The sequence below is a fragment of the Kitasatospora sp. NPDC059646 genome (genome assembly GCF_042734615.1).
GTDB lineage: Bacteria > Actinomycetota > Actinomycetes > Streptomycetales > Streptomycetaceae > Kitasatospora.
Genome location: NZ_JBHWDS010000029.1, coordinates 68,461 through 91,098 on the forward strand (window position 1 = coordinate 68,461; position 22,638 = coordinate 91,098).

General features: G+C 69.2%; 24 protein-coding genes and 1 pseudogene. 13 read left to right on the forward strand and 12 right to left on the reverse strand.

Annotated elements, in window-relative coordinates; all coding sequences use genetic code 11:
- The first annotated feature begins 61 nt into the window (after positions 1 to 61).
- On the forward strand, positions 62 to 439 hold the full coding sequence (locus ACFV1L_RS21280; protein WP_380367950.1) for a hypothetical protein: 378 nt from the start codon (positions 62 to 64) through the stop codon (positions 437 to 439).
- A 182-nt stretch (positions 440 to 621) separates the two neighbouring features.
- On the opposite strand, the gene ACFV1L_RS21285 is transcribed toward ACFV1L_RS21280, so the two are convergent.
- Complete coding sequence (locus ACFV1L_RS21285) at positions 622 to 930, reverse strand: hypothetical protein (RefSeq protein WP_380367951.1); 309 nt, start codon at positions 928 to 930, stop codon at positions 622 to 624.
- A 271-nt stretch (positions 931 to 1,201) separates the two neighbouring features.
- Entirely contained in the window at positions 1,202 to 1,642 is a 441-nt protein-coding gene (locus ACFV1L_RS21290; protein ID WP_380367952.1) for a hypothetical protein, read from the reverse strand.
- 589 nt (positions 1,643 to 2,231) lie between these two features.
- Here ACFV1L_RS21290 and ACFV1L_RS21295 point away from each other — a divergent pair.
- Together ACFV1L_RS21295 and ACFV1L_RS21300 are read left to right on the forward strand one after the other, a co-directional pair.
- Positions 2,232 to 2,393, forward strand: a complete 162-nt coding sequence (locus ACFV1L_RS21295) for a hypothetical protein (RefSeq protein WP_380367954.1) — start codon at positions 2,232 to 2,234, stop codon at positions 2,391 to 2,393.
- 205 nt (positions 2,394 to 2,598) lie between these two features.
- A complete protein-coding gene (locus ACFV1L_RS21300) occupies positions 2,599 to 3,195 on the forward strand; it encodes a hypothetical protein (protein WP_380367955.1) in 597 nt (198 codons plus the stop codon).
- A gap of 57 nt (positions 3,196 to 3,252) precedes the next feature.
- Here ACFV1L_RS21300 and ACFV1L_RS21305 read toward each other — a convergent pair whose 3' ends face one another.
- A complete protein-coding gene (locus ACFV1L_RS21305; protein ID WP_380367957.1) occupies positions 3,253 to 3,843 on the reverse strand; it encodes a hypothetical protein in 591 nt (196 codons plus the stop codon).
- Between the two features lie 140 nt (positions 3,844 to 3,983).
- On the opposite strand from ACFV1L_RS21305, the pseudogene ACFV1L_RS21310 reads away from it, so the two are divergent.
- The 4 genes and pseudogenes from ACFV1L_RS21310 to ACFV1L_RS21325 all read left to right on the forward strand — a co-directional run bounded on the left by ACFV1L_RS21310 (position 3,984) and on the right by ACFV1L_RS21325 (position 8,109).
- A pseudogene (locus ACFV1L_RS21310) lies at positions 3,984 to 5,098 on the forward strand (IS630 family transposase).
- Positions 5,099 to 5,284: 186 nt separating this feature from the next.
- On the forward strand, positions 5,285 to 5,758 hold the full coding sequence (locus ACFV1L_RS21315) for a hypothetical protein (RefSeq protein WP_380367959.1): 474 nt from the start codon (positions 5,285 to 5,287) through the stop codon (positions 5,756 to 5,758).
- Between the two features lie 1,452 nt (positions 5,759 to 7,210).
- On the forward strand, positions 7,211 to 7,690 hold the full coding sequence (locus ACFV1L_RS21320) for a MarR family transcriptional regulator (RefSeq protein WP_380367960.1): 480 nt from the start codon (positions 7,211 to 7,213) through the stop codon (positions 7,688 to 7,690).
- An 11-nt stretch (positions 7,691 to 7,701) separates the two neighbouring features.
- Positions 7,702 to 8,109 (forward strand): hypothetical protein, encoded by a 408-nt coding sequence (locus ACFV1L_RS21325; RefSeq protein WP_380367962.1) that lies wholly within the window; start codon positions 7,702 to 7,704, stop codon positions 8,107 to 8,109.
- Between the two features lie 249 nt (positions 8,110 to 8,358).
- Here ACFV1L_RS21325 and ACFV1L_RS21330 read toward each other — a convergent pair whose 3' ends face one another.
- Complete coding sequence (locus ACFV1L_RS21330) at positions 8,359 to 8,655, reverse strand: hypothetical protein (RefSeq protein WP_380367964.1); 297 nt, start codon at positions 8,653 to 8,655, stop codon at positions 8,359 to 8,361.
- Between the two features lie 435 nt (positions 8,656 to 9,090).
- Positions 9,091 to 9,450 (reverse strand): peptidoglycan-binding protein, encoded by a 360-nt coding sequence (locus ACFV1L_RS21335; protein WP_380367965.1) that lies wholly within the window; start codon positions 9,448 to 9,450, stop codon positions 9,091 to 9,093.
- A gap of 1,443 nt (positions 9,451 to 10,893) precedes the next feature.
- Between ACFV1L_RS21335 and ACFV1L_RS21340 the strand changes: the two genes are divergently transcribed.
- The 3 genes from ACFV1L_RS21340 (at position 10,894) to ACFV1L_RS21350 (ending at position 11,583) form a co-directional block, all read left to right on the forward strand.
- Positions 10,894 to 11,043, forward strand: a complete 150-nt coding sequence (locus ACFV1L_RS21340) for a hypothetical protein (RefSeq protein ID WP_380367967.1) — start codon at positions 10,894 to 10,896, stop codon at positions 11,041 to 11,043.
- A 20-nt stretch (positions 11,044 to 11,063) separates the two neighbouring features.
- Positions 11,064 to 11,186, forward strand: coding sequence for a hypothetical protein (locus ACFV1L_RS21345; protein ID WP_380367968.1), 123 nt, complete (start codon positions 11,064 to 11,066; stop codon positions 11,184 to 11,186).
- 181 nt (positions 11,187 to 11,367) lie between these two features.
- On the forward strand, positions 11,368 to 11,583 hold the full coding sequence (locus tag ACFV1L_RS21350) for a hypothetical protein (RefSeq protein ID WP_380367969.1): 216 nt from the start codon (positions 11,368 to 11,370) through the stop codon (positions 11,581 to 11,583).
- 761 nt (positions 11,584 to 12,344) lie between these two features.
- On the opposite strand, the gene ACFV1L_RS21355 is transcribed toward ACFV1L_RS21350, so the two are convergent.
- The 5 genes from ACFV1L_RS21355 to ACFV1L_RS21375 form a co-directional block, all read right to left on the reverse strand.
- On the reverse strand, positions 12,345 to 12,593 hold the full coding sequence (locus ACFV1L_RS21355) for a hypothetical protein (RefSeq protein ID WP_380367970.1): 249 nt from the start codon (positions 12,591 to 12,593) through the stop codon (positions 12,345 to 12,347).
- A gap of 36 nt (positions 12,594 to 12,629) precedes the next feature.
- Positions 12,630 to 13,115, reverse strand: coding sequence for a hypothetical protein (locus ACFV1L_RS21360; protein WP_380367972.1), 486 nt, complete (start codon positions 13,113 to 13,115; stop codon positions 12,630 to 12,632).
- Entirely contained in the window at positions 13,112 to 13,321 is a 210-nt protein-coding gene (locus ACFV1L_RS21365) for a hypothetical protein (RefSeq protein ID WP_380367973.1), read from the reverse strand. Before ACFV1L_RS21365 ends, ACFV1L_RS21360 begins: the two co-directional genes overlap by 4 nt.
- Before the next feature lie 577 nt (positions 13,322 to 13,898).
- Positions 13,899 to 16,043 (reverse strand): P-loop NTPase fold protein, encoded by a 2,145-nt coding sequence (locus tag ACFV1L_RS21370; protein ID WP_380367974.1) that lies wholly within the window; start codon positions 16,041 to 16,043, stop codon positions 13,899 to 13,901.
- Between the two features lie 66 nt (positions 16,044 to 16,109).
- Positions 16,110 to 16,232, reverse strand: coding sequence for a hypothetical protein (locus ACFV1L_RS21375; protein WP_380367975.1), 123 nt, complete (start codon positions 16,230 to 16,232; stop codon positions 16,110 to 16,112).
- A 405-nt stretch (positions 16,233 to 16,637) separates the two neighbouring features.
- Here ACFV1L_RS21375 and ACFV1L_RS21380 point away from each other — a divergent pair, with 405 nt between their 5' ends.
- Both ACFV1L_RS21380 and ACFV1L_RS21385 read left to right on the forward strand, forming a co-directional pair.
- Complete coding sequence (locus ACFV1L_RS21380) at positions 16,638 to 16,850, forward strand: hypothetical protein (RefSeq protein WP_380367976.1); 213 nt, start codon at positions 16,638 to 16,640, stop codon at positions 16,848 to 16,850.
- Between the two features lie 53 nt (positions 16,851 to 16,903).
- Entirely contained in the window at positions 16,904 to 17,389 is a 486-nt protein-coding gene (locus ACFV1L_RS21385) for a hypothetical protein (RefSeq protein ID WP_380367978.1), read from the forward strand.
- Positions 17,390 to 17,461: 72 nt separating this feature from the next.
- Here ACFV1L_RS21385 and ACFV1L_RS21390 read toward each other — a convergent pair whose 3' ends face one another.
- The gene (locus ACFV1L_RS21390) at positions 17,462 to 17,587 is read right to left on the reverse strand and encodes a hypothetical protein (RefSeq protein ID WP_380367980.1); all 126 of its coding nucleotides are present in this window, start codon (positions 17,585 to 17,587) and stop codon (positions 17,462 to 17,464) included.
- A 447-nt stretch (positions 17,588 to 18,034) separates the two neighbouring features.
- Between ACFV1L_RS21390 and ACFV1L_RS21395 the strand changes: the two genes are divergently transcribed.
- A complete protein-coding gene (locus ACFV1L_RS21395) occupies positions 18,035 to 18,271 on the forward strand; it encodes a helicase associated domain-containing protein (protein WP_380367982.1) in 237 nt (78 codons plus the stop codon).
- A 185-nt stretch (positions 18,272 to 18,456) separates the two neighbouring features.
- Here ACFV1L_RS21395 and ACFV1L_RS21400 read toward each other — a convergent pair whose 3' ends face one another.
- A complete protein-coding gene (locus tag ACFV1L_RS21400; RefSeq protein WP_380367983.1) occupies positions 18,457 to 20,217 on the reverse strand; it encodes an SIR2 family protein in 1,761 nt (586 codons plus the stop codon).
- Positions 20,218 to 22,638: the final 2,421 nt, after the last annotated feature.

Below are 22,638 nucleotides of genomic sequence, written 5' to 3' on the forward strand. Positions count from 1 at the left end.
CTCATGTGGCCGAAGCGGAAACACGTGGACCGCCTGGGCAAGGACATGGTCGACTTCGCGCATGAGCTTGTTGGTCGATGTGTTCACCGCAGACGAGAGCGGCGAGTCCCGCTTCCTCGACGTCCCCGAAGGGTCGTCGGATCTTGCCGGCTTCGAGAGCTGGCGTACTACGGTCTGGGGATCGGAGACCGTCCGTGCGCTCGGGGCGCGGTTCTTCCCTCAACTGGCTGGTAGCGACCTCCGCGTTGCCCCGGAAAACGTTCCGGAGTTCATCGACGAAGTCCTCCTTCTCCAGAACAACATCGAGTCCATCGCCGCTCGCATGGACTCACCCAAGCCCATCGACCAGCGCACCGGCGAGATCGCGGATCGTCTGAACAACATCCGCGACGCCGCCCAGCGAGCGTCGCAGATCGGCGGCGGTGTACAGATCTGGTAGCTGACATGCTCGATACAGCGGCGAAGCCGGTCACTCACCGCGACCGGGGCCACAGAAGTTGAACCAGAACCGCGATCGGGAGCCACTTGGGCGGTGGATTTGAGAGCCGCATTGGTCCGCTTGTGAGGGATATGGACAGCAGTGCAGCTCCATGATCGGCGGTGAGAACGGGAGCCACGTGATCAGGTGACGCGGAAGGGAGTGTCTGCCAGGAAGAGCCAAGGTTGAGCCAGTAGGTGGTGATCCGGGTCCTGACGGTCCGTGTCCCTGACAGGTGCGGGGGAAAGGGCCCGTCTTTCCTGGCGGCGGGTCTGCTCGGCGCGGATGTCGGCGACGCCCGCCGCGATGGCGCGCATCTCGACCAGGTCGTCCTGGCTGATGCTGGTGCTGGCGGAGCAGGCATCGAAAGCGGCGACGGCCGCATCCAGGAGCGCGCCGAGCTCGTCGTCGGGCAGCGCGGCGAAGTCGGAGGGGAACTCGAACGGGTCCACGGTGGGTCCTCCAGGAACAAGTGGAGTGACCCGGCCCAGAACCAGCAGTCGTGGACCAAATACTAGCCGTCACGGCACTTCGTCCAGCTGACGGGCGACCAGCCAGCTTTCGAAGTCTCGGTCGTGCCGGCCCGTGGCGGAAGAAGGTAGGGATTCCGCTCCCGCGCCTCCTCAGTGGCCCGTCTACCCCCAGCATCGGGCAGACGGGCCACCGCGGCCGCATCAAGGACGCGGCATCAGTGCGTGGTTCGTGGGCTCAGTGTCCGTGAATCTAACCCCACGCGCTGACGGTGAAGGTTCCGTTGCAGGTCGTCCAGGGTTCCGCGATGACAAATTGGCACGTCACCCGGACGTGGTAGCGGTGGGCGGCCGAGACGGTGACACGCTGATTGATTACGTTGCCCTCGTTGAGGTAGTCGGTGACGAATTGATCGGTGACATCTTTGTTGTCATCGCGGATTATCCGAAAGTTGAGTCGGGTGAACGCCACGATATTGGACGAGGTGTTCTTTCCGTATACCCCGAGGCCGCCGCCGGCCGGAACGGCTACCGGCCGGGTGGTGAAGGGGTCGCCGTTGTCGGCACCGCTGATCGTGATGGTGCTCGCGTCGAGCATCGACTGCGTCGTTGTTGCACTCGCGGTCGTCGACAGTCCCAGGGCGGACGAAGCCGCCATGGCCAGAACACAAAGAATCGGAGCTATGCGCTTCATTTGTTCTCCAGACCACTCGAAGGATGGCGCGGAAAATGCCGGTGCGATTGGGAGTCGCGCCGATGGCCGTTCATATGTACCACTACTGAGTGGCCTGGTGTGTGGGGTTCGCTAGGAGTGGGCGACTCCTGCGGTTGCTGACCAGCCAAAGGATGAGGTCAGCCTACGAATGCAGCGCGATGGGATTCGGGAGCAGAGGGCGGACGATTGGATTTCCTTGCGCGCCGATAGTGCGCCTTCTGTGCGCTCGGCGGCGCTGTTCTGGTGCTCCGGGCCTGCCGGTGCGATATCGATGGTCCGGCGCGCCGTGAAATCCGGCCCGGTTTGGGGCCGGATGGCGGCCTCCGGGTGGTGCGACTGGCGGCCTACTGCGGCGTTTGTTGGTAGTTGGTTGCGGCGCCTATGCGGTGCAGAGCGGCCCGGAGACGGTGCCGCAAGGGGGTGTACGCGGGGCCATGGCAGGCGGTCGAGCGCCGGAGCCGGGCGGCAGGGTGACGCAGATCACGCGCTCGCCATGATGTAAGAGGCCGTAGTTCAAGCCGAAGGGGTGAGGCGCCGGCATGCGGCCGGGCCAGCGAGGAGAAACCCCATGCACTGCGGGACCTGCGATCACGATGTCCTGACCGAGAACTTCTACCTGCACGGCGGAGTCGTGTCGCCCACCGACGGCTGGCCGACGTGCCCGCCTTGCTCGACCTGCCCGTCCTGCCTGGCCCGGAAGCCGGCGGAGGCCAGCGACACCGAGGAGTAGTCGGTCCGGCCCGCCGGAAGCACTCTCGGCGGGCCGGCTGGATCTATGCCTGTGGGGTCTGCGCCCCCTTCTCCGGTTCCATGGAGGTGCCCGTCTAGGGAGTCCTGCCGAGGGCGGCGCAACGGCCGGGCGATTCGCCGATGCGGCTACCTGCGGGCAGTCTGGAAGAGCACCCGACTAGGTTCCGCGTGATCGGAGATCACCCATGGGCGGGCACTGCGAAGTGATTGGTCAGTTCGCGACCATGACATACGAGATTGAGTCGGGAGGCGAATATGCTGCACCGCAAACCGCCCTGTGGGTTGCAGCCATCCATCCGGGAATGACGCCGGACGAGCTGGATGCGATAAATTCATCTTCATCGTCTATCAGCCCAGTGGAGGCGGGCGGGCAGGCGCATCTGATGCGCAAAGGGAAAATTTCCGCTCCCGTGTATTACGGGGGCGACGCGAGGGTGGCGCTGGAAGAATTCCTATCCGTTGCCGATGGCTCATCGAAACAACTGGAAGACCTGATCCTCTACAAGGACGAGGTGATGGTCCCGACGTTCGGCTCTCCGCCCAGTGGATGGGAGTCACTTCGGAAGGTCTGCGGATCTGGTGCTCATCATGTCTTCCTCGTGTCGCCGGCAATCGGTTTTGCGACGGGTGGAGTGTCGGTGTGGACCCTGGCTTTTACGTACGCGGGCAGCCAAATATTCGCCCGTGTGATTAACCCTGTGCTGAGCGAAACCGGCGAGGGTCTCAGAGTTCTCGTCCGTAAAGCGTTCAAGCTGGATGAAACGGACCGCGAGGACGTCTAGAAGCCCTCTGATCGGCATCACGGCCGCGCCGGGCGCAGGTACGCGGGCTCGCCCCGGTCAGTTCACGTCCATGAGCTCCGCGAGCGCCTTCTCCGCTTCCTCCAAGAACTTCGCCTCCGGGACTGTCGCCTGGCCCAGAAACTCGACGTGCTCGCTCATGTGGCTGCGGGCTGTCTGACCGTCAGTGAGGCGGTCTCGAGTCCACTGCCCGTGGAACGAGACGCTCACGTGGAACATGACCGCGGCTTCGGCCAGCGGGCGGGGTCCCTCCAACCGGACGGTCGCGAGTCTGCTGTTGCTGTCCTTGAGCGCCGCGGTGATGGCGGTCCGCACGTCCTCTGCGCGGTCGCGGTCCGGGATGCCGTTGGCGTAGAGGACCATGCCGTCCTTGCAGAGCTGGGTTATCTCGCCAAGGGAGTGCAGGAACGCTGAGTAGGCGGCCTGGCGTCGGTCTCGTCGCCAGCGCAGGTGTTCCACGCGGCGCTCGCTGGCCCTGGCGCGGTCGGCGGTGTCCTGCTGTCGCGCGGCTTCCTGCTGGGTGGCCTCGATCTTCAGGCGCTCGGTTCGGGAGCTGGTGAACGAGTTGAGTGCGACGCCGGCCAGTGGGCCGGCGACGGCCACCAAGGCGAGCAGGAGGGAGTCAGACATGGCATGGAGTCTGCACCAGTGATCATGCGAGTCAAGACCTAGTGCTGTGATCGGAAACGTTCACCGGTTCGGTGGGTTGGCTTCGGAGTGTCTGGCGCCGGTTGAATGGTTCGAACATCCAACCGGTGTTCGGAGGTTCGGTGGCAGAACTGGTCAGGGTCCGCGGGCTGTCCGAGGACGAGGGCCGCAGGCTGCAACGCATCGTGCGTCGTGGGACGACCAGCGCGGTGCGCTTCCGGAGGGCGATGATCGTGCTGGCGTCGGCCGGCGGGAACACGGTCCCGATGATCGCGCGGCTGGTCCAGGCGGACGAGGACACCGTCCGCGACGTCGTCCACCGCTTCAACGAGACGGGCATGGCCAGCCTGGACCCTCGATGGGCGGGAGGTCGTCCCCGCCATCTCGGTACTGACGACGAGGACTTCGTCGCGCAGACGGCCACCACCCGTCCGACCGCGCTCGGCCAGCCCTTCACCCGCTGGTCGATCCGCAAACTGGTACCTCCGCCGCGTCCACGGCCGGGTCATACGGCTCGGCCGCGAGGCCCTGCGCACCCTGCTGGCCCACCGCGGGATTACCTTCCAACGCACCAAGACCCGGAAGGACTCCAACGACCCCGACTTCGACGCCAAGCTCGACCGCGTCGAGCACGTCCTCGAACACTTCCCGGACCGGGTATTCGCCTTCGACGAGTTCGGACCGCTCGGCATCCGCCCAACCGCCGGATCCGGCTGGATGCCGAAAGGCCGACCGAACCGCCTGCCGGCGACCTACCGACGCACCCACGGGATCACCTACTTCCACGGCTGCTACTCGGTCGGCGACGACACCCTCTGGAGCGTCAACCACCGCCGCAAGGGCATCGACCACACCTGGGCCGCGCTGCGCTCCATCCGCAAGGCCCGCCCGGACGGCGGGCGTCTACGTGATCCTGGACAACCTGTCCGCCCACAAGAACTGGCACATCCGCCAATGGGCCCACCGCAACCGGGTCGAACTGTGCTTCACTCCGACCTACACGTCTTGGGCCAACCCCATCGAAGCGAACTTCGGACCACTGCGGCAGTTCACCATCGCCAACTCCCACCACCCCAACCACACCGTCCAGACCCGCGCACTGCACGCCTACCTGCGCTGGCGCAACACCCACACCCGCGACCCCGACCTCCTCCAGGCCCAACGCCGAGAACGCGCCCGGGTCCGCAGCGAAAAGGGAATCCGCTACGGCGGACGCCCCCTCACGCGAGCAGCCTGACCACCCACCGGCCTGACGAACGCTCCCGATCGCCGGCTGGACGCTGAACAGCGGGCACTGGAGACCGCATCCCGCAAAAGCAGAAGACCCCCTCCGACTCCGGCACCAGCAGCCCACCGGAGCAGTGATCGTCACAGCGCACCTCTACGCTTCGGCACGTGCAGCAGCCGAGGGAAGGAGTTGTCGATGACCGACTTGTCACCGATCGCGGTATTTCTGGGTGAGGCGGCTCCGCTGGACGAGGAGGACACCTACGAGGACCTGGAGCAGAAGTGGGGGCTGCAGCTGCCCCAGGACTTCAAGGATCTCACCCTCGCCTACGGAGACGACTCGATCGCGGGCTACCTCGTAATCTTCGGTCCCAGGACCTTCCGCGACGGCCATCCGGAGAGCATGCGAAAGACCTTGGAGGCCAGCCCGTCCATTCCCCACCCGATCCTGCCCAGCAAGGGAGGGATGCTGCACTGGGGACACACTCCGTACTCCGACCAGCTGTTTCTCGTGCCCCGGCCGGACGGAAGATGGACGGTCTCCGCGTGGGTACGCATCCACGGCGAGTGGATCGACTACGAGTTGACCTGCGTCGAGTGGCTGCGGGGTGCTCTGGCAGAGGAAGTCTCCACCGAATGGCTACCGGCCTGGGAGGACAGCTTCGACTGAGCTGCCCCACCAGCGGTCCTGCCCGACACGCAATCCGTTGTGGCTGCCCACCCTCCTGGTTGGTCAGCGTTCGGATTTCGACCGACCCCACCGCCCAGCTCACAACCGGTGAACGTTTCCGGTCACAGCACTAGAGTCCGGAAAACCAGCCCTTGGTGCTCCCGATGCCGACCGGTCTTCCTGCCGACGCCGGCCCTGACGGAATGCTGCCGACCCGGTCAGGGGCTGCAACCGCGCCCGGCAGTGGCCACCATCGGCCGCTACATGCATGCGCCGGATACGACGGGCGCCTGAGCACGGTCTGCCGGTAGGGGTCTCGCCGCACGCCTCGACTGGCAAGCAGGTCCACGTGCTCGGGATGACGTCCTGGCCCGCGAACTCCCGCTCTCACCTGATGCCTAGCAGGGGCAGCAGCTACCCTTCCGATCCCGGCCCGCTCCAGCTTCTAAGCGGAGGAGCATCGGTCTCTCCATGGGACCAACAGGATTCCGGGGTGGCCCCTCCGCCGGAGCTGACGCAGCCGAACTGCGGATCGTTCCATGCCGCCCCGGTGGTCCTGACCATGAGGGTGTACCGGTTCGGGACGAGCTGAGCTCACAACCCAGAGCAGGGTGGTACCCGGGTCGCCACCTGCAGACTGATGGCGGGGTTCGAGCTAAGTGCGGGTCAGCGGGGGTGACCCGGCTGTGGTTGCTGCCGATCAACTCCGGTGTGAAGCAGAGTCCATGAAGCAGTGTGGTTCCTGCGGCTGGTGACCGTTGGTCGATGAATCTGCGCTGCTCCGTGGCTGGCGTGACACCCGCAGTAGTCGGGGTCCGCGGCAACCTTGCCTCTTTAGTAAGAGGCCGCAGGCGATAAATGGGTTCTGACCTGCTGGTTTGTAGAGGCCAATGTCTGGTCCTACCAGACACTGAGGTGCTCGAAGTGCCCCGCGGGTGGGGACAGCAGCGCATCAGAGTTGCGGGCAGCTGAAAGTTTTCCACAGGGTGGGCATGTGCCGCGTCCGGCGCGCTCGGAGGCGGAGTGTCCCGGATCCAGGACACTTGCGGTTCAAATGTCTGCGGTTCGCTACAGAAACTTGCGACTATCGGCAAGTCTTCTTGCGGTCGACGCCAACTTCGAGGCCACCGGAAAGCCTGGCTGTACGCCAGAAACGATCGACGGCAAAACTTGCGGCCACACGCAAGAAAGCCACCGACCCGGCTGGCCCCGCCCACACCCGCCAGGGCCCGGTGTCGCGTCCCGTGAACAAGAGTTGCGACTCGCCGCATCAAAACTTCGAGCCGCCCGCAAGTTCCGCTAGTGTCATGCCGACAATCCGTCCCAGGAGGCACCGTGCGAGCAGAACGACGGACCGGTCCCGCCGGCGCAACACCCAAGCCTCGGCCCGTCCGATCCGCAGCCGAGCCCGAGCTCGTCAGCCTGCTCGACCGCTTCGGCGAACAGCTCGCGATGGACCTTGCCACGCAGCCCGCCGCCCCCGCCGTCGACGAAGTCACCGTCAAATTCCGCCCCCGCCGCGCCGCCCACGACATGGCCGGCTCCATGGGCTACTCCCTGACCAGCAACTGGTTCCTCGCCAAGGTCCTGGCCAGGTGCATCGTCGCGCACCGCCTCAGCCCGGTCGAAGTCGCCGTCCTGCTCCACATGATGGGCTCGCAGAACCGCGGCCAGATCAACCAGACCCAGGTCGAGATGGCGAACGAACTCGGCGTCGCCCGCAGCAGCGTCAACTCCGCCATCGGCAGGCTCTGCGAACTCAACTACATCCGCCGGCACAAGAAGCGTGGCCAGTACGACGTCAATCCCCGCCTGTGCTTCCGCGGCAACGGCGACGAGCAGAACGGCGTCCTCGCCCTGGTCCGGGCAGAGAAGCTCGCCTCCGAGTTCCCCGATACGATCGGGCCCGACGACTTCGCCCGCGAAAGCTGAGGAGGACCCCCATGGAGATCACCCCCTCCGGCGTGCTCGGCATGATCCCCCGCCTGAAGCTGACACCCTCCGCGATCGCCGTACTCGGCATCATGTCCGAACTGCAGCAGCCCGGCGGAGAAGTCCGACACAGCCAGGTCGAGATGGCCGAACGACTCGGCCTCGCCGAATCCGCCGTCAGCCGGGGCATGAAGTGCCTCGTCGACCGGCACCTCGTCATCCGCAGCGGCGACGGCCGCGGCCACAACTACCGCCTGCATCCCTTCATTGCCAAGTACAGCTCCCAACCTCAGATGGAGAGCGCGCTCCGCGAAGCGGCACTCGACGTCCGCGAGGGTCGGCTCCCGGACATCGCGGCCCCGCTCTACCGGAAGCAGCCGCCCCGCTCCACCGGGCGCCCCAACCTCGTCGCTGTTTAGAGGTTCTGGCGCCCCAACCGCATGGGGTGTCAGAAGCCCCGCCGTGGATCGCCGTGGTGAGCGGGGGGTTGAGTTCGCCGAGCGACCGCTGACAGGCAACCAGTTGCCCAAGCAGGCCGTACCAGGTCGTCGACGGCGGCCGCCGGCTCGATTGGGAAGTTCGGCCTTGGGCAACAAGGCCCGTCCGGCCACCGATCACCGCAAAGTGCGGGTGCCCCGCCGTGAGCAGCACGGCGGGGCACAGTTGTGTCAGCGACTCTTGCGGGAGTGTGGAATGGCGATTGTGGCTGCATGCTCGCCGGCGTAGTAGATCGCAGGCTGGGCGTCCTCGGGGTATTCGCTGTGGACGAGGTTGTCGAGGGTGTTGCGGGCTGCTTCGATGCGGTCCATGGCCTGCTTGAGTGCGCGGTACGCGGCACCTTCGGGGCCGCTGCGGGGATAGGCGTTTGCGAGGTCGATGCCTCGGTGGAGGAGTTCGTTGCGGATGCCGGTGAGGACGGATCCGAGTTCGAGGTGTTCTTCGAGGGTGAGGCGGGGCTTGGTCACGGGGCGGCTCCTGTCCGTTGGGGTTGTCGCAGTAGGTAACCCGGGCTGGTTAACGAGCCGTGGGGTGTAAGGCCCTGGGCCGGGCGGGAGCCGGTCTTGGTGGTGGTGACGAAAGCTGGTTGCAGGTGTTCGAGTGGCGGCGCCGGCCTGATCGGGGGCCTCGCGTGCACGATGCCAGATCTGGCCCGCGGCCGTCTCCTCGTCCATGTTCGGCTCATTCCCGGTGCGACCTGCAGGGGGACCGGGTTCGCAGGGCTACAGGAACGGCTCGGTGAGTTCGATCCGAGGACCTGTAGGTCCCGCTCGCGTGACGCGGCGGCGAATATACAGAACGCTCGGCCGGGAATTCCCCGGCCGAGCGCTTAGTTTCCCCCGGATCGAATCATCGGTCGCTGCCGCCCAATGGATCCGTGAGATCAGCCGGCCGAACCGGGATCAGCTGCTGGTGCGAATGTACGAGTAGCAGTAGCCGCCGTAGTAGGGATCGCCCGCACCGATGAGTGCACTTCCGGTCTGCGGGCCGACGACTCCGTCGGCCTGCAGACCGCGCCGCGCCTGAAAAGAGACCAGCGCATTGTAGGTCGCGGGCCCGAACTGGCCGTCTTCCGACAGCCCCGCGCCGATTGCATGGTTCAACTCGTGCTGGACGCACCACACGCCGGAGCCGCTGGTGGAGTATCCGTATCCGATGTAGGGAGCGGACGTGGACGCCTCCGCGGTGGCAAGGCTGCCGCACACCGCCGCCAGGGCCACGCCACCCACGACCACCATGCGAGAAAGCTGACGCTTGAGCATGAAATCCTCCAGCCAAAATTTGCCTGCAAAGCAACGACTGGGCGCAGGTCTGCTTCCCCCCGGTCCCGTCATCATCCTTCCACGGCTTCGCACCCCGGTGCCAGCAAATAACGATGAAGGTGCAACGATCAATTGCACGGCACCCATCAAATCGGGTGAACCGAACCATTGCAGTCAAACCATCCACGACCGCCAAATTGTCTCGACGATCCGCCGACGCTCGGGGTAAATCCGTCGTTCCCGCGATGGTCAAGAGATATCGCCATAATCCCTGTAAAGCGCCCAATTCGCCGATCTCTGCCTGCAGTCGAATGGGTAGCAAACCGGCGACAGTCCGGCACGTTTGCCGACATCCTCGCCCGGCCAAGGACTCCTGACGTCCATGTGTGCGACACCCGACTTCGGCTTACGAGGAGGCCTCGACCGCCGCGGCGATGCCGGCCCGGTCGGGCAACGGCACCTTCGCTCCCGTTCGAGCGGTGCCTCGCGCGCACACGCGAAGCCACCTGCCACCTGGCCTCCAGCCGTCGGGGAAGCGTCTGGAGTCGGGGTCTGGAAAGGGCCAGGACATGCCGAGGATGCGGCACGGGCGTACGGGCTCGCCAAGGACACTGCTCTGCGCGACCGCAAAGAATCCGCCAGGACGCCCCAGGAACTGCGCGCGTCCAGGAACGAGGCGCTGCGGTCTGCCGGCCTCGAACCGGAATCCTGGCGCGCCGCGCTGCCGGAACCGTGTGCCCCGCGGGCCCCGGCCGCGGGGCACACGACAGGAGGCCCTGGACGGCTGCCTGCGGCCCCGCTGCGCACCGTGCGGGTGCCGCCCTGGCCCGCCGCCCGGAGGCGAGGGCGAGGTGCGCGAGATCGTCGGCGATGTCTTTGCGGAGTGCATCAACGGCGGGGCGGCTATGCGGTGTTGCGTCGGCGACTTCGACCTGGGCCGAGCGCCGCCTCGGGTCGGGCGGGGACGGCGAGTACTTCGTCAGCCCCGGGGCACCGCACCCGGTGGCTTCATCGATGAAGCCTGTATGGCGGTCCGAGAAGGCCTTTGACGGCCCCTCTGGCGGCCTCAGTCCACCTCCCGACTCGTCGACTCTGTCCGAGTCGAAGATCGGTCTGCAGTAGGCGATTCAGAGCCTTGGTGTTCGAGTGGCGGAGCCGATTCGGCCGGGTGGGGCTTCGCGCGCACGCGCGAAGCCACCCGCACCTGGCCTACGGCCGTTCGGAAGCGTCTCGACCGGGTTCTGGTGAGGGCTCTGGATATTGGGCGTCACCCACGACGCCACCCCCCTCGAATTCGTGACGGGTCGTCACCCTCGGTGCCGGGCGCTTGGGGCCTGGCGGTGCGCAGTTTTTACCTGGGAAGGCAAACGGATCCTCGGCAGCGCTCAGTAACCCTCTCTGCACCCAACTGGGCCGCGAGGTCGTGTTCCTGGAGGAGTTGTCGTGCGCCGTTCTGTCGAGGGTCCGTTCGATCGTCCCGTCTCCGCCCGCGGGTTGGGCGTCTGCCGCTGGCTGCTGGTGTACGTCCCGGTGATCAGTGCGCTGGCCACCGTTGTCCAGGCGGCCGCGGCCGTGTACAGCGCCCTGCGCTGAGTGGTTCGTCCCTGTGTGCGGTGGTTCCGCCGCACACAGGGGCGCTCAACCTCACCGGCGACCAGGCCGCCGCCCTCGCCCGCGCCCAGAACGAGGGCGAGATGCGCGAGATCATCGACGTCGACGACTTCGACCTGAACTGAGCAGGCACCAGGTCGAACGACGAACGCCCCGTCAACCCCGCCGCTGTGGCAGGGAAGTGGGACAGCGGGCTGGGACATGGGACTGTCCCAGCCCGTTCGCCCAGGTGGCGGTGGTGCGGGCCAGGACCGAAACAGCCTGGGACATGAAGGTGCGGGTCGGGGCGGGCGCAGACTGGGGTCCATGACTGCCCGCCGCCGGCTCGGTCCCGGCTTCCTCGCCCTGCAGGACTCCACCGTCCCCGAGCCGGACGGGCACCCGCGCCGGCTGCCCGCGGAGCGCATCGCCGACCCGCTGCCGGACACCCCGGCCACCGCCCCCGCGCCGCCTTTCGCGCCCACCAGTCGGCGCCGCCTCGGCCACGGCACCGCCGCCCCGGCCCCCTCCACCGACACCTGAACCCCACCCCGGCGCGCCTGCGCCGCTGTGCGGCCCGCTGACGGCCGATCAGGCCCGCCCCCTGCTGGCCGCCCCGGCCGCCGAGAGCCGCCGCTGCGCCCCGTCACAGGCGGCTGGCGCGCACAGCCCAGGGCCATGAGCCGCCCGGTCCGACGCCGCCGAAGCCGCTCTCGCCCAGCTGCGCGTTGGCGAGCTCGACGCGGTCGAGAAGTTGGTCGAGCGCCTGGCAGTGTTGCCGCGGCTGGGAATCCCGGTGTCCGGCGGCACGACCCGGAAGTCGACGACTACACCGCCCGCACCGACCCGGCCGCCGACTCCGGCGACCGCATCAGCGTTGTGTCCAGATTCCACCCTGGCATGGCCGCAATCTTCGTGACCTGGGTGATCGCCGGACCCTGACCCAGCATCAGCAACACCCCGGAAATGGCCGGGCCCCTCACGCTCGTCGACGTGAAGGGCCCGGCCATCAGCGTACGTCCGCAGCCTCCCGCCCATCGCCGGCCGGGACCCCGGCCCCGGCGTTGCCGCCCTCCCACCGGCCGGTCCCGGGGAACACCCCCCTGCTTCCCGGGGACCGGCCGGGCTGCGCCTCGCACGGCGCCCGGCTTCGGGGTTGGGTCTGTCCTACCTGTGTCTCAGGGTGTCCGTTTCGGGTGTTTTGCTGGGACGGATCTGGGACTGTCCTAGGACTGTCCCACCCTGTTTTTCCTGGTGGGGGCATGTAGCGGGAGTGCTGGGACAGGGCTGGGACGCTTCGGCGGCTACCGGCCGGGGGCGGCGTCCTCGATGGCGGCGAGCAGGCGGGCGTGGACGGCGCCGGCGGTTTCGCGGGTGGCCGGGTCCGGGTCCTCCAGATGCGCGGCGATCAGCTCGGCGGCCGCGGCGAGGACCGGCACCGGAACGGTCGCCTCCCGCAGGTGCAGGAGCTGGGCGGCTGCCTTCTCGCCGGGCGTCGCCTGCGTGCGGGTGGGGATCAGGGAGCCTATGCCGCGCGGCTGGGTGCTGGTCACCCGGCCCGTTCTCCCGCGCGCGCCGGGCGGTGGTGATCACCACGGCCGGTCGCCCGGCCCGGCGGGCAGGGCACCGTGGTGGTGGCGGGCGACGGCCTCGAGCAGCGCCTGGCGGGCGTGGTGCCAGCGGACGTCCTCGGTGCGGCCGGCGTCGGCAGTCCAGTCGGGCAGCGGCCGGCCGTGGATCGCCGCGGTGAGGCCGCGGCCGAGTTCGCCGATCGCCTGCTGCCAGTCGGCCAACTGCCCGAACAGGCTGCGCACCAGCTCGTCGACGGCGGCCGCCGGGTCGGCACCGAACGCCCGGGCCTCGACGGCGGCCTCGGCGAGGACGTCGTCGTCCAGGTCCACGAACGCCTCCCGCCATGCGGCGGCCCGCTCCTCGTAGGCGGCCAGCGCGGTGTGCAGCTCGGCCTCCAGGGCGGCGGGCGACCACGGCAACCGGCTGCGGGGCGGGCGGACGGTGTGGGACAGCGCCCGCCCGGCGGCGTCCGGGGCGAGCCCGCGCCGGGCGGTCCGGCTCATCCGGCCGCCGCCAGCTCGGCGGCGGCAAGGCCGGCGGCGGTGGCGGCCTCCATCTCGCCGGCCAGCACCTCGAGCTCCCGGGCAAGGTCGCCGAGCACGCAGGCCGGGAGGCCTGCGGCGATCGCGCAGACGGCGATCAGCGGAATCCGCTCGCCGGGCCGGAGCTCGGGCTGGGTGCCGGTGGTGTGCGAGGCGCCGAGCACCACGTCGGCGGCCAGGGTGTGGCGCAGCTCCTCGGTCAGCAGGCCGTCGCTGCCCGGGATGATCCCGCGGCTGCTCCTCGCCCTGGCGGCCGGCCAACTGCCGCACCCACCGGGCCGCCGCCTCGCCCGCGTCGGCGGCCCGGTGCAGCGCCGCCAGCTCGGTTGCGCGCTGCGCCTGGTCCTCGTCGTCGGGGATGTCGTCGTCGGGGGCGGGGAAGTGCAGCGGCGGCCGAGAGGTCGTCATGCCGGGTGCAACCGGCCCGGGGCCCGACCGGTCACGGGCAGCAGCGGGTGCAGCAAGGCCACCCTTGCTGCACCCAGGGTCTGCTGCTCGCTGGATCCGCTCCTGCTTCCGGCGGTGCAGCACGGCGCCCCGCGCTGCACCGGCGGCGCTGCGACTGCGACGGCCTGCGCAGCGGGTGGGTGCGACTGCGAGGGCCTGCGCAACCGCGGACTGCGCAGTGGCCGCGGCCGGGTGCGAGGGTGCGATCCGGTGCGCAACCACTCGGTGCGCGCCTTGGGCCAGACGGCCGGTCTCTTGGCGCTCGTCCTCGCGAACGGGCGCTGGGGAACGCTGCTGTCAGCGTTCGCCCTCTCTGCCGGTTGTGTCGCTGGCGGGATCGCCGTTCTGCGGCGTGTCGGCTGGCCGGGTGCGGCCAAGGGCGCGGAGGACTTGCGCGGGCGCGGAGTCGTCGTCTTCGGAGATCTCGGTTCGGTCGTAGAGGGCGTACACCTCGGTGCGGTCGATGAGGCCGTCGAGCGCTTCCAACTCGCAGGCGTCGACCGCGGACCAGGGCGTGCGGGGCGGGCTGAGGAGCTTGGTGAGCAGTGCCAGCAGGTCCCAGGTGCCGTTGTCCAGGCGCAGGCGTACCCAGCTTCGGGCGCCAGCGGGATCGAGGCGGCTCCACCGCCACAAGAGAGAAGTGTCCAGATCTCCGAGCTCATCGGCGGATCGTCTGCCGGCCATTGTGAGGTGTTGCTCCAGACGGGTCAGCACCACGGTGCGTGCTGCCGCGAACCACTCGTCGCTCTCCTGCGCGAAGGCGGGTTCGTTGGCGGAAGGCTGGATGGCTTTGAACAGGACCACGCCGGCCAGGTCGGCACCGGCCGCGGAGGCGGCCATCAGGTCGAGGACCTCCACCCGCTCGCCGACCGCAAGGGTCTGGAACAGCTTCTGCGCGAGGATGGCCACTGTGAACTCGGGGCTGATAATCACCTCTCTCGCGGCGGTCAGCGATGCGAACAGCCCGGCCATGCGGATCAGCAGTTGCCGGGACGGCAACTGTCCGTCGGCTTGCAGTCGCTGCTGGATGCGCCTGGCGATGCGATGCGTGTCGTCCTGGAACCTGAGCCACAACTCATCGGCCTCCACACCGGAAGCAGCGGATTCCACCTGTGCGAGAGCGGCCGTGAAAACGGCCTCCGACAGGTCGTCGTCTGGCACCCCGAAGACGACGTACCGGTCGAAGTAGTCGCCGCTGCCGATTCCCCGGCGTGCCTGCGGTGGTTCACCGCTGGTACCGCTGCCCAGCTGATTTGCGAGCCTCGGGAAGAGAGTGGCCAGCAGGCCGAGAACGCCATCAAGGTGCCCGAGGTCGACGCCGGCGTCCTTCAGCCGGGTGCGCCACAGCTCGGCCAGCTCGCCGCGTTCCCGGCGCTGCTGCGCGAAGAGGGCTGTGCCACTGCCGGTGAGTTCGTTCCGGTGACGGCGGAGAAGGCGGTAGACCCCGGGCTCGCTTGTCCGTAGGAACGTGACGAGCAGGAAGTCGACGAGGTCGACCTCGCCCGCCAGATCCCCGAGCGACGCTGCCGCCTGCCCGAAGAGACGCTTGATTGCCCGCGGCGTGAGCAGCCGGTCCTGCAGATAGTGGACGTACGCCAGACCGAACCGCTGCTCCTCCGCCCTGGTCAGCGACAACTGGTGGTTTTCGAGCATCGCGTTCAGACAGCCCTCAACAAGCCTGATGGCGTCGTGTTCACGGAAGGCTGGCAGGTCCAGTCGGACCTGCACGATCTTTTCCAGGAACTCGCTTGCCCGGTGCTCCGACCCGCCCACGAGGTCGCTGCGGCTGAGGACGTCGAGGAGTGTCCGCTCGTCGAAGCTGATGAGGTAGTAGACGTTGGGCAGGTTGCCGACGAGGCGCACCAGTTTGAAGACCAGCAGCAGTTCGTCAGGCGTCAGACGGTCCAGGTCATCCATCACGACCAGCACGGGGCGATCCGCCTCCCGCAGTGCTGCGGCAGCCGATTCCTTGGCCGCCGAGGCACTCGTGTTTCCGCCGACCCGGTCGGCGACGCTTTTGACGACCTCGCTGACGTCGAGCCCGAACAGGCCGCCGACCTTTCCAAGGGGGCTGATCGAGATGCCGAAGTCCCTGATCTTCTCCCGGGCCACCGACCATCGGTCGTCCTTGGGCAGCGCGGCGCGGATCTCGCTGAACAGTGCCGCGGTCAAGCTGTCGAGGTCGGAGTAGAGCCACGGGTTGAGTTCCGCTACCGACCACGATGCCGGCTCCGGCTCCCCAAGCCGGTGGAGCACCATCTTGAGCACCGAGGACTTACCAGAACCCCAGGGACCGATTAGGGCGAGAACCCCGGACTCACTCTGATCCCTGACATCCTGCAGAAGCCCGACGGCATGGTCGGCATACCGCTTGTGCCCGAGCAGGTCGGGAAGGTCCGCGCTGCCGTCGACCGGGTCGTCGTTGAAAAATCTGTAGGTCACCCGTTCATCCTGCTCGGGTTGATCGACTCCGGAAAGGCCTTGTCCCGCCTGCCGTCAGGCTCAGTCTCACAGCTCGGTCCACCCGCACGCCCGTCCGCTGCTGCTGAGCGGGTGCCAGATGGGGGCGGACGGTCCGCGCCGGACCAGGTCCTCGATGCGGGCGGCGCCGGCCGGGACCACGGTGAGCATCTCGGTGACCGGCGGGTTCTCCTCGGCGGCCAGGCGCCGGCCGCCGGCGGCCCCGGGGCCGGTGAGTTTCCGTTCCCGGGGCCGGTGAGTTCGGCATCGGCCCGGTGAGTTTCGCCTGCCGCAACCTTTCCATCGCAGCTCAGAGCCGGTGCACTGCGACAGCGGCGCAGGCCTGCGACGAGCAGCCGTCTGCGACTGCGACCCGGGCTGCAGACGGCTGCGACTACCCGGTGAGTTCGCAGTCGCAGGCCGGTGAGTTCGCTGTGACACCCGGTGAATTTCCGGTCGCCGAAACTCACCGGCCCAGGTCACAGCGCTGCGATCCTGGATCGCAGCACGGCCGATGCCGCGGCGGGGCAGTGGCTCGGTTCGCCGGGGCTGCGCTGCTCTCGGTAGCCTGTCGCGGTGCGCGCCGACCCGGGTGCCCGGTACGCGGCGCTGCTCGGCGAGAGCCTGCGCGCGTGGTCCGCCACCGCCATCGGCGGCGCGGTCGACGACCTCGCCCGGATCGTGGCGGCCTGCGTCATGTACAGCGAGCCCTCGTTCACCCCGGACGACCTCCCGGACCTCCTCGCCCAGATGCGCGCCGCCGAGGACCAGGCCCCGCCCGGGACCTGACGGCCCGTCGGATTCGGACGCGGGCGCGGCAACAGGGGCGGTAGCGCGCCGGGATGACCGAGAGCCGAGAGCTGACGCAGCCGCGTACGACGTGGGAGTACTGCCTGTCCGCCGCCGACGAGCTGGCCTGCATCCGCTCCTGGCCCGACACCGGGCAGCAGCGCCAGGTCGTCGTCGTACTCGCGGCCGTTCTCGCGGGAGGAGCGGACGCCGCCGGCCTCACCGGCGCGCGGATCGCCGACCTGCCGATGGACGGCATCGGCGGGGCCCTGGACCTGCTGCAGGTCGCCAAGCGGCTGGCGGTGCGCGCCGTCCAGCCCCCGCCCGGCCTCGGCGCCCAGGAGTGCGCCGAGCTCCTCGAAGCCGACCACGAGAGCTACGCCGAGATCCAGGCCCTCGCCGAAGACGTCCTGCGCAGGCACCTGGACGCGGCCCCGCCGGGCGCGGTGCCCACCGTCCGTGAGTGCGCGCGGGAGGCGGCCGGCACCCGAACCATGCGCCGGGTGGCCCAAGCCCTCGGCATCGACGACGAGGACTGAACCTGAGCGGCGCACATCCTGGTCGGCCGTCAGCGGTCGGCACCGCTGCGGCTCGCAACGCAACCCTGCCGGCTACAGCTCCGCCCAGCCGCGTGCCCGCCGGTCCGTCCTGGCGAGCGGGTGCCAGATGGGGGCGGCGGGGCCGTGCTGCAGGAGGTCTTCGAGGCGGGCGGCGCCGGCCGGGACGGCGGCGAGCATGTCGGCGAGGACGGGCTGCTCCTGGAGGCCAGGCGCAGGTCCGCCACCGCGGTGCGCGTCTCGGTGGCGGTGGTGCCGACCAGGACGACCAGCAGCCGCGGGAAGGCCCTCCACAGGCGCTCCCAGGCCCGCCCGGCGCCGCCGGGGCCCGGCTTGGTCCCACAGGCGGGCGCAGGCCGCGAGCTGCCTGGCGATGAGTTCGGTGCCGGTGTCGGGGCGGTGGAGTTCGACGAACGCGCGCAGCCGCAGCCGGGCGCCGTCGAGGTTGGCGGTGTAGGCGAGTTCGGCGGCGGGCCGGTACGTCGGCCCGCCGGGGCCGTTTCGGTGTTGTTGTGCGTGTCGGTCCCGGGTGGGGTGGTGGTCGGGCGTTCTGCTGCGTCTGGCCTGGGCGTGCTGGGACGCTGCGGTGGTGAAGAGTGTGCGTGGGTGGGCCCAGATCGTGTCTGTGTGCTTCCTGGCCGTCCGGACTGGAACCGCTCCTACCGCCGCCTGCTCGCCTACCTCGCCGCCGGCGGCACCCTCGACGGCCCCGCCAACCGCACCGGCCCCGGCGACGATCCGGCGTTCCGGCCCGGCACCTGGCTGCGCAAGCAGGCGGCGGCCCGCACTGCTGGGAAGCTGACCGACCACCAGGCCGCGCTCCTGGACGCGCTCCACCGGCACGCCGAGACCGTCGCTGGCTGACCCCGACCCGCACCGACCCCGCCGACCGGCCCACTCAGGCATGTGACCCGGGCGGGCTGCGCTGGCCGTCTCGACCGGCCTGAGCGCGATGGCCCGGGGGTCGGGTCGCCCGTCGACGGTTGCGGCGTACTGCACGAGGCTGATCGGTGGCCGGTCTCCAGTTCGTTCTGGAGACCGGCCACGGATCAGAAGCCTCGGTGGTGCTGTTGCTTCCACTGCACGAGCTGGTTGTACGCCGCGGTAGCGCGTTCGGGGTCGCCGCCGAAGGCGCCGGCCTGGAGGAGGGGCCAGGCCGGGGTGATCTCCTGCTGGATGGCGCCGGCGAGGCCCTGTTCGTAGCCCCAGTTGTCTCCGAGGAGGAATTCGCCGGGCCAGGGTTCACGGCGCCACTCCTCCGAGACGGCGTCGATGGCGATCATCGAGGCGAGGAACTCGAACCTGTTGCAGGCCGCCTGGTAGGCGTTGTCGTCGGGTTCGACGAGGCGGAGAGGCTCGCGAATCTCCTGGCGTAGCAGGTGGCTCTGGGGGTAGGCCCACCTGTTTCCGGGGGTGGGAGGGCAGACCTCCTTGAGGTCGCCGGGGATGACCCGCCAGGGGTGGAGGTAGATGGCCGGAGGCTGCTGCTCAGTCCGACCGAAGAAGGTGGTCCAGGCCGGACGGGTCATGATGGTGGCCAGCAGTTCCTCCCGACGAGTGAGGACGGCGGCCAGGCCGATGGTCCAGGTCGCGAGCAGCGACGGGTAGTGCCGAAGCCCCTCCAGCGCATCGTTGAACGAGCCGGCGAAGCTGTTTCGGATCCGGGCCAGACGGTCGAGGGCCCGTACCCACAGTTCGTCGTGAGTTCCGTCGTCGTGGAAGACACCGTTGGCCAGCAGATGCAGGAGGGTGTCGCTGTCGGCCCGGTAGCGCTGCACACTCTCGGCGAACACCGGACCGGTCAACGGGTGCCGTTCGCGCGTGGACGCGCTGACAACCGAGAACGCGCTCTGCATGACCAGGTCGTTCAGCTCGATCCGCTTGACCGGGTCGGGCAGCGCCTTCTTGAGCTGCGCGACGGCCATGTCCCGGCTGATCGGCGGGGCCGAGAGCTGGTCCAGCGCCTCCAACCGCTTCGCCAGGTCGGTGAACAGCTCGTCCGCGCTCATGCCCTGCAGCACGACGGCGCTGTGCTGCGTCGTGAGGCGCTTCGCCTCGGCGCCGAGGGCGCCGTAGGTGGACCAGAACAGCGGGTACCGGCGGGAGCGAGTGCCCTCGACGGCCCGGACGAGCGCCTTGTCCCAGTCCGCCGACCAGCCGCACACGATGAGCCCGTACTCGTCTAGGACCCGCTTCAGCAGCTCCTGCTGGGCCTCGGGATAGGAGTCGAGCTCGGTGACGGTGTTGCGCTGCTCGAGGTCGGCGTAGTCGCCGTGCAGTTTGATGATGGTGATCTGGCTGTGGGGGAGGGGCTTGATGGCGTCGATCTGCTCGGGCCGGCTGACGACCTGGGGGGAGATCCCGACCTCCTCCAGGGCGCGCTCCATGAGCCGGTCGAAGTTCGTGGTGAGGATGACCCGGAAGCTCCCGCGCTTGACCATGCGGGCGATTGCCCGGTGTGCGGCGGTCGGGGCCTTGTCAGTGGCTTCCTCGCCGTCCTCGGGAACGAAGTAGCGGTCGAGGAGGGCCTGCCGGGCGGAGGGGGTCGGGGCGACCTCTTCTAGCAGGGAGGAGTAGCCGAGCGGGGTGGTGAAGTTCTTGGCCCACCAGCCCTCGGGGTCGGCGGATGCCTGGGCGCCGGCCTCCGGGGTGTCCGGCTCGTGCGCGGTGGCGACGCGGGCGATCAGATCCGCGACGATGCCCCAGCCCGTCTTCACACCGGAGGCCATCGAGATGCCGGAGCCGAGCAGCAGAGCGTACACGCCGGGGCTGGCGTGCACGTTGAGCGCGAGGGCGAGCTTCGGGTCCATGGAGGTACCTGGCGGTACGACAAGCCCGGCTCCGGCCGAGTCCGAAGTTGCGTCAGTTCCCATGAGCGTCCTCCTATGGCGACGAGCGCGCAGGAGCGGTGAGCTCCATGCGGACAGCGCCAGCATACAGCACTTTTCGTCTCTTTGACGATAAGTGCTAAATGTGACCTGTTGGGTGCGGTGGGCGTGGAATGGCCCTGCGGGCCAGGTTGTCTGGACCTTTGGGTGTGCCTGTGGGGGCTCTGGCGGGGTTGGCGCGGTCTGGGGTTTGGTGGCTGTGTGTGGTTGCCGGGTGGGGGCGGGGGCCGGGTGGAGTTGGTCGGGGGTCGGTTGGGTGTTGTGGGTTGAGTGAATTCTTCCGGTAATTCCGTGTGGTTGTTTTGGTGGATTGGCTTGCGGGTGGTGGTGTGGATTCGGGTTGGAATCGCGGTGGCTGGGGGTTGGTGTTCGGTTTCGTCCGGGCCGGGCGCGCCGTCTCCGCCCGTGGCCGTGCCCGCCTTGCTGTGCCGTCGTTCCGGGTCTGCTGCGCCCCTGCTCGGCGGCCGCGGTCCGGCCCCGCCCCGCCGCCTGGGCCGCGCTGCGCCGCCGTGCTGGCCGCCGTCCGGGTGGGTGCCTGCTGCTGTGTTCTTGGCTGGGCGGCTGGGTGGCTGTCAGGCCGCCCCGGTGGCGGTCTGTGGAGGACGTTCAGGGGTCGTCCGGGGGCCGTCCGGGGGCTGTCGTGGGTGGTGTCGCGTTGCCTGTCGCGGTGGGGTGCTGTCGTGTGGTGTGACGTGGGCGGATACCCGGTTTCCCCTGTGTGGTCTGGGTGCGACAGCATCCGCGACAGCTGCGGGGCGGGTGCCGTCCGGGGGCCGCTGCCGGACGGCCGTGCGTCGGCCGCTGCCGGGAGGCGCCGACCGCCAGGTGCCGGCAATCCTGGCCGCAGTCCCGGGGCCGCTGTTCGTGTGGGGCCGGGACGGCGAGGACGTCGGTCGTTGTCGGGGCCGGCCTTCTGCTGGTGGTGCTCGGCGGCCGGTGGCGGGCGGGCCGGGTGGTGGGTGCGGGTGTGACGTGGTGTTGCGCTGGGGTGCGAGACGGGGCCGTGTTGCGGGTCTGACCTGGCGTTATGTGGGTGGGAGTGGGGGTGGGTGGGCGTGTTGCGGTGCCGTGTCGCGCCCCGCTGCCCCGCTGTCCGGTTGGCCGGCCTCGGCGGGTTCCTGCTGCTCGCCCGCGCCGTCCCGCCCGGTGCCGTGCCCTGCCGCTGCTGCTCTGTGGTCGCCGTCCTGGTCGGCCGCCAGGCCGTCCCGGCCGCCGTCCCGGTCCCCGGGCTGCCCGGTGCCGCGCCTGCCCCCCTGCGCCCGCCCCGCTGCGCCGCAGTCCTGGCCCCGCCCGTCGTGGTTCGGTGTTCGGTTCGGTGGTGTTGCTCCGGGAATTGCTCGGTTGATGCTGGGCGGGATTTCTTGGGCGGTCTGGGAGGGTGGCCGTCGTGTCGGCTTGGACGGCCGTAGGCCACTTTCTGGCGCGCGGGAATTCGATTCTTCGCCGCTGCTCCTCGGGAGGGCTTCGGGCTGCCTCCTGAAAAGGAGCTGGAGGGAATTCGAATTTCCCGCCATGAGTGCGGCCGGATAGAGTCGGGATGGGCGGTTGCCGCGAGGTTGACTGTTCACGTCCAGCGCCTTTTGGCGCACCGTTAGGGTAGAGCTGTAAGGCGTTCCGGGAAGTGTCGCAGGAAACGCGCCGGACGCCTCCGGGAAAGTGGTCCGGGATTGTCGGTTGAGGGCCCGTCAGGGGCCGCTGTCCGGGTCGTTCGTGAGGGGCGGTCACCGGGGCTGGGGAGGCTCGGGCCGGCCCGGAGGGCCACCGGCGTCTCCCCGAGGGCCGCAGGCCCCGCCCCAGGGGCGCAGGATGGGTCGTCAGCCCGGCAATCGCAAGGCTGGACCGGCCACCGGCCGGGACCGGGGGAGTGCTCCCGGGGGTGGGGTTGTGGCTGATACCGGGAGTCCGCGACACATCGTCAACGCCGGGGGCCGCAGGCCCCGGCCGGCACCCCCGCCCGATCGGGGGATGGGCCGCTACCCGAATTTCGCGTCACATCGTCAACGCCCGCCCCCGGGCGCAGTCCGGGAAAGGCTGCCAGCCAACCGGCCCGTAGGGCCGTGAAAAACACTGGCCCGACAAGGCGGGAAAGCTGACCGGTTGACGGGCCGTAGGCCCGGGGCAATGCCCCAGGATTGGCGGAGCGCAGCGACGCCCGAGCCCCGCCACGATGGCGCGCACCAAGCCCACGAATTCGCCGCAGGCGAATACCCGCCACCACCCACCTGCCCGCCGAGGCGCAGCCGAGGCCACGCCACGCATGGTGACGGCGTAGCCGGCACCCCCGCGCCTGACGCCGCGTCAGCGGCGTTGCTCCCGCGCCAGCGGGAGCCTAAGCCGCAGGCT

Coding starts and splice junctions, on each gene's coding strand:
- ACFV1L_RS21280 (WP_380367950.1), top strand. CDS start 62: ATGAGCTTGTTGGTCGATGTGTTCACCGCAGACGAGAGCGGCGAGTCC.
- ACFV1L_RS21290 (WP_380367952.1), bottom strand. CDS start 1,642: ATGAAGCGCATAGCTCCGATTCTTTGTGTTCTGGCCATGGCGGCTTCG.
- ACFV1L_RS21295 (WP_380367954.1), top strand. CDS start 2,232: ATGCACTGCGGGACCTGCGATCACGATGTCCTGACCGAGAACTTCTAC.
- ACFV1L_RS21300 (WP_380367955.1), top strand. CDS start 2,599: ATGGGCGGGCACTGCGAAGTGATTGGTCAGTTCGCGACCATGACATAC.
- ACFV1L_RS21305 (WP_380367957.1), bottom strand. CDS start 3,843: ATGTCTGACTCCCTCCTGCTCGCCTTGGTGGCCGTCGCCGGCCCACTG.
- ACFV1L_RS21315 (WP_380367959.1), top strand. CDS start 5,285: ATGACCGACTTGTCACCGATCGCGGTATTTCTGGGTGAGGCGGCTCCG.
- ACFV1L_RS21320 (WP_380367960.1), top strand. CDS start 7,211: ATGGACCTTGCCACGCAGCCCGCCGCCCCCGCCGTCGACGAAGTCACC.
- ACFV1L_RS21325 (WP_380367962.1), top strand. CDS start 7,702: ATGGAGATCACCCCCTCCGGCGTGCTCGGCATGATCCCCCGCCTGAAG.
- ACFV1L_RS21335 (WP_380367965.1), bottom strand. CDS start 9,450: ATGCTCAAGCGTCAGCTTTCTCGCATGGTGGTCGTGGGTGGCGTGGCC.
- ACFV1L_RS21350 (WP_380367969.1), top strand. CDS start 11,368: ATGACTGCCCGCCGCCGGCTCGGTCCCGGCTTCCTCGCCCTGCAGGAC.
- ACFV1L_RS21360 (WP_380367972.1), bottom strand. CDS start 13,115: ATGAGCCGGACCGCCCGGCGCGGGCTCGCCCCGGACGCCGCCGGGCGG.
- ACFV1L_RS21375 (WP_380367975.1), bottom strand. CDS start 16,232: ATGCTCACCGTGGTCCCGGCCGGCGCCGCCCGCATCGAGGACCTGGTC.
- ACFV1L_RS21385 (WP_380367978.1), top strand. CDS start 16,904: ATGACCGAGAGCCGAGAGCTGACGCAGCCGCGTACGACGTGGGAGTAC.
- ACFV1L_RS21390 (WP_380367980.1), bottom strand. CDS start 17,587: ATGCTCGCCGCCGTCCCGGCCGGCGCCGCCCGCCTCGAAGACCTCCTG.
- ACFV1L_RS21400 (WP_380367983.1), bottom strand. CDS start 20,217: ATGGACCCGAAGCTCGCCCTCGCGCTCAACGTGCACGCCAGCCCCGGC.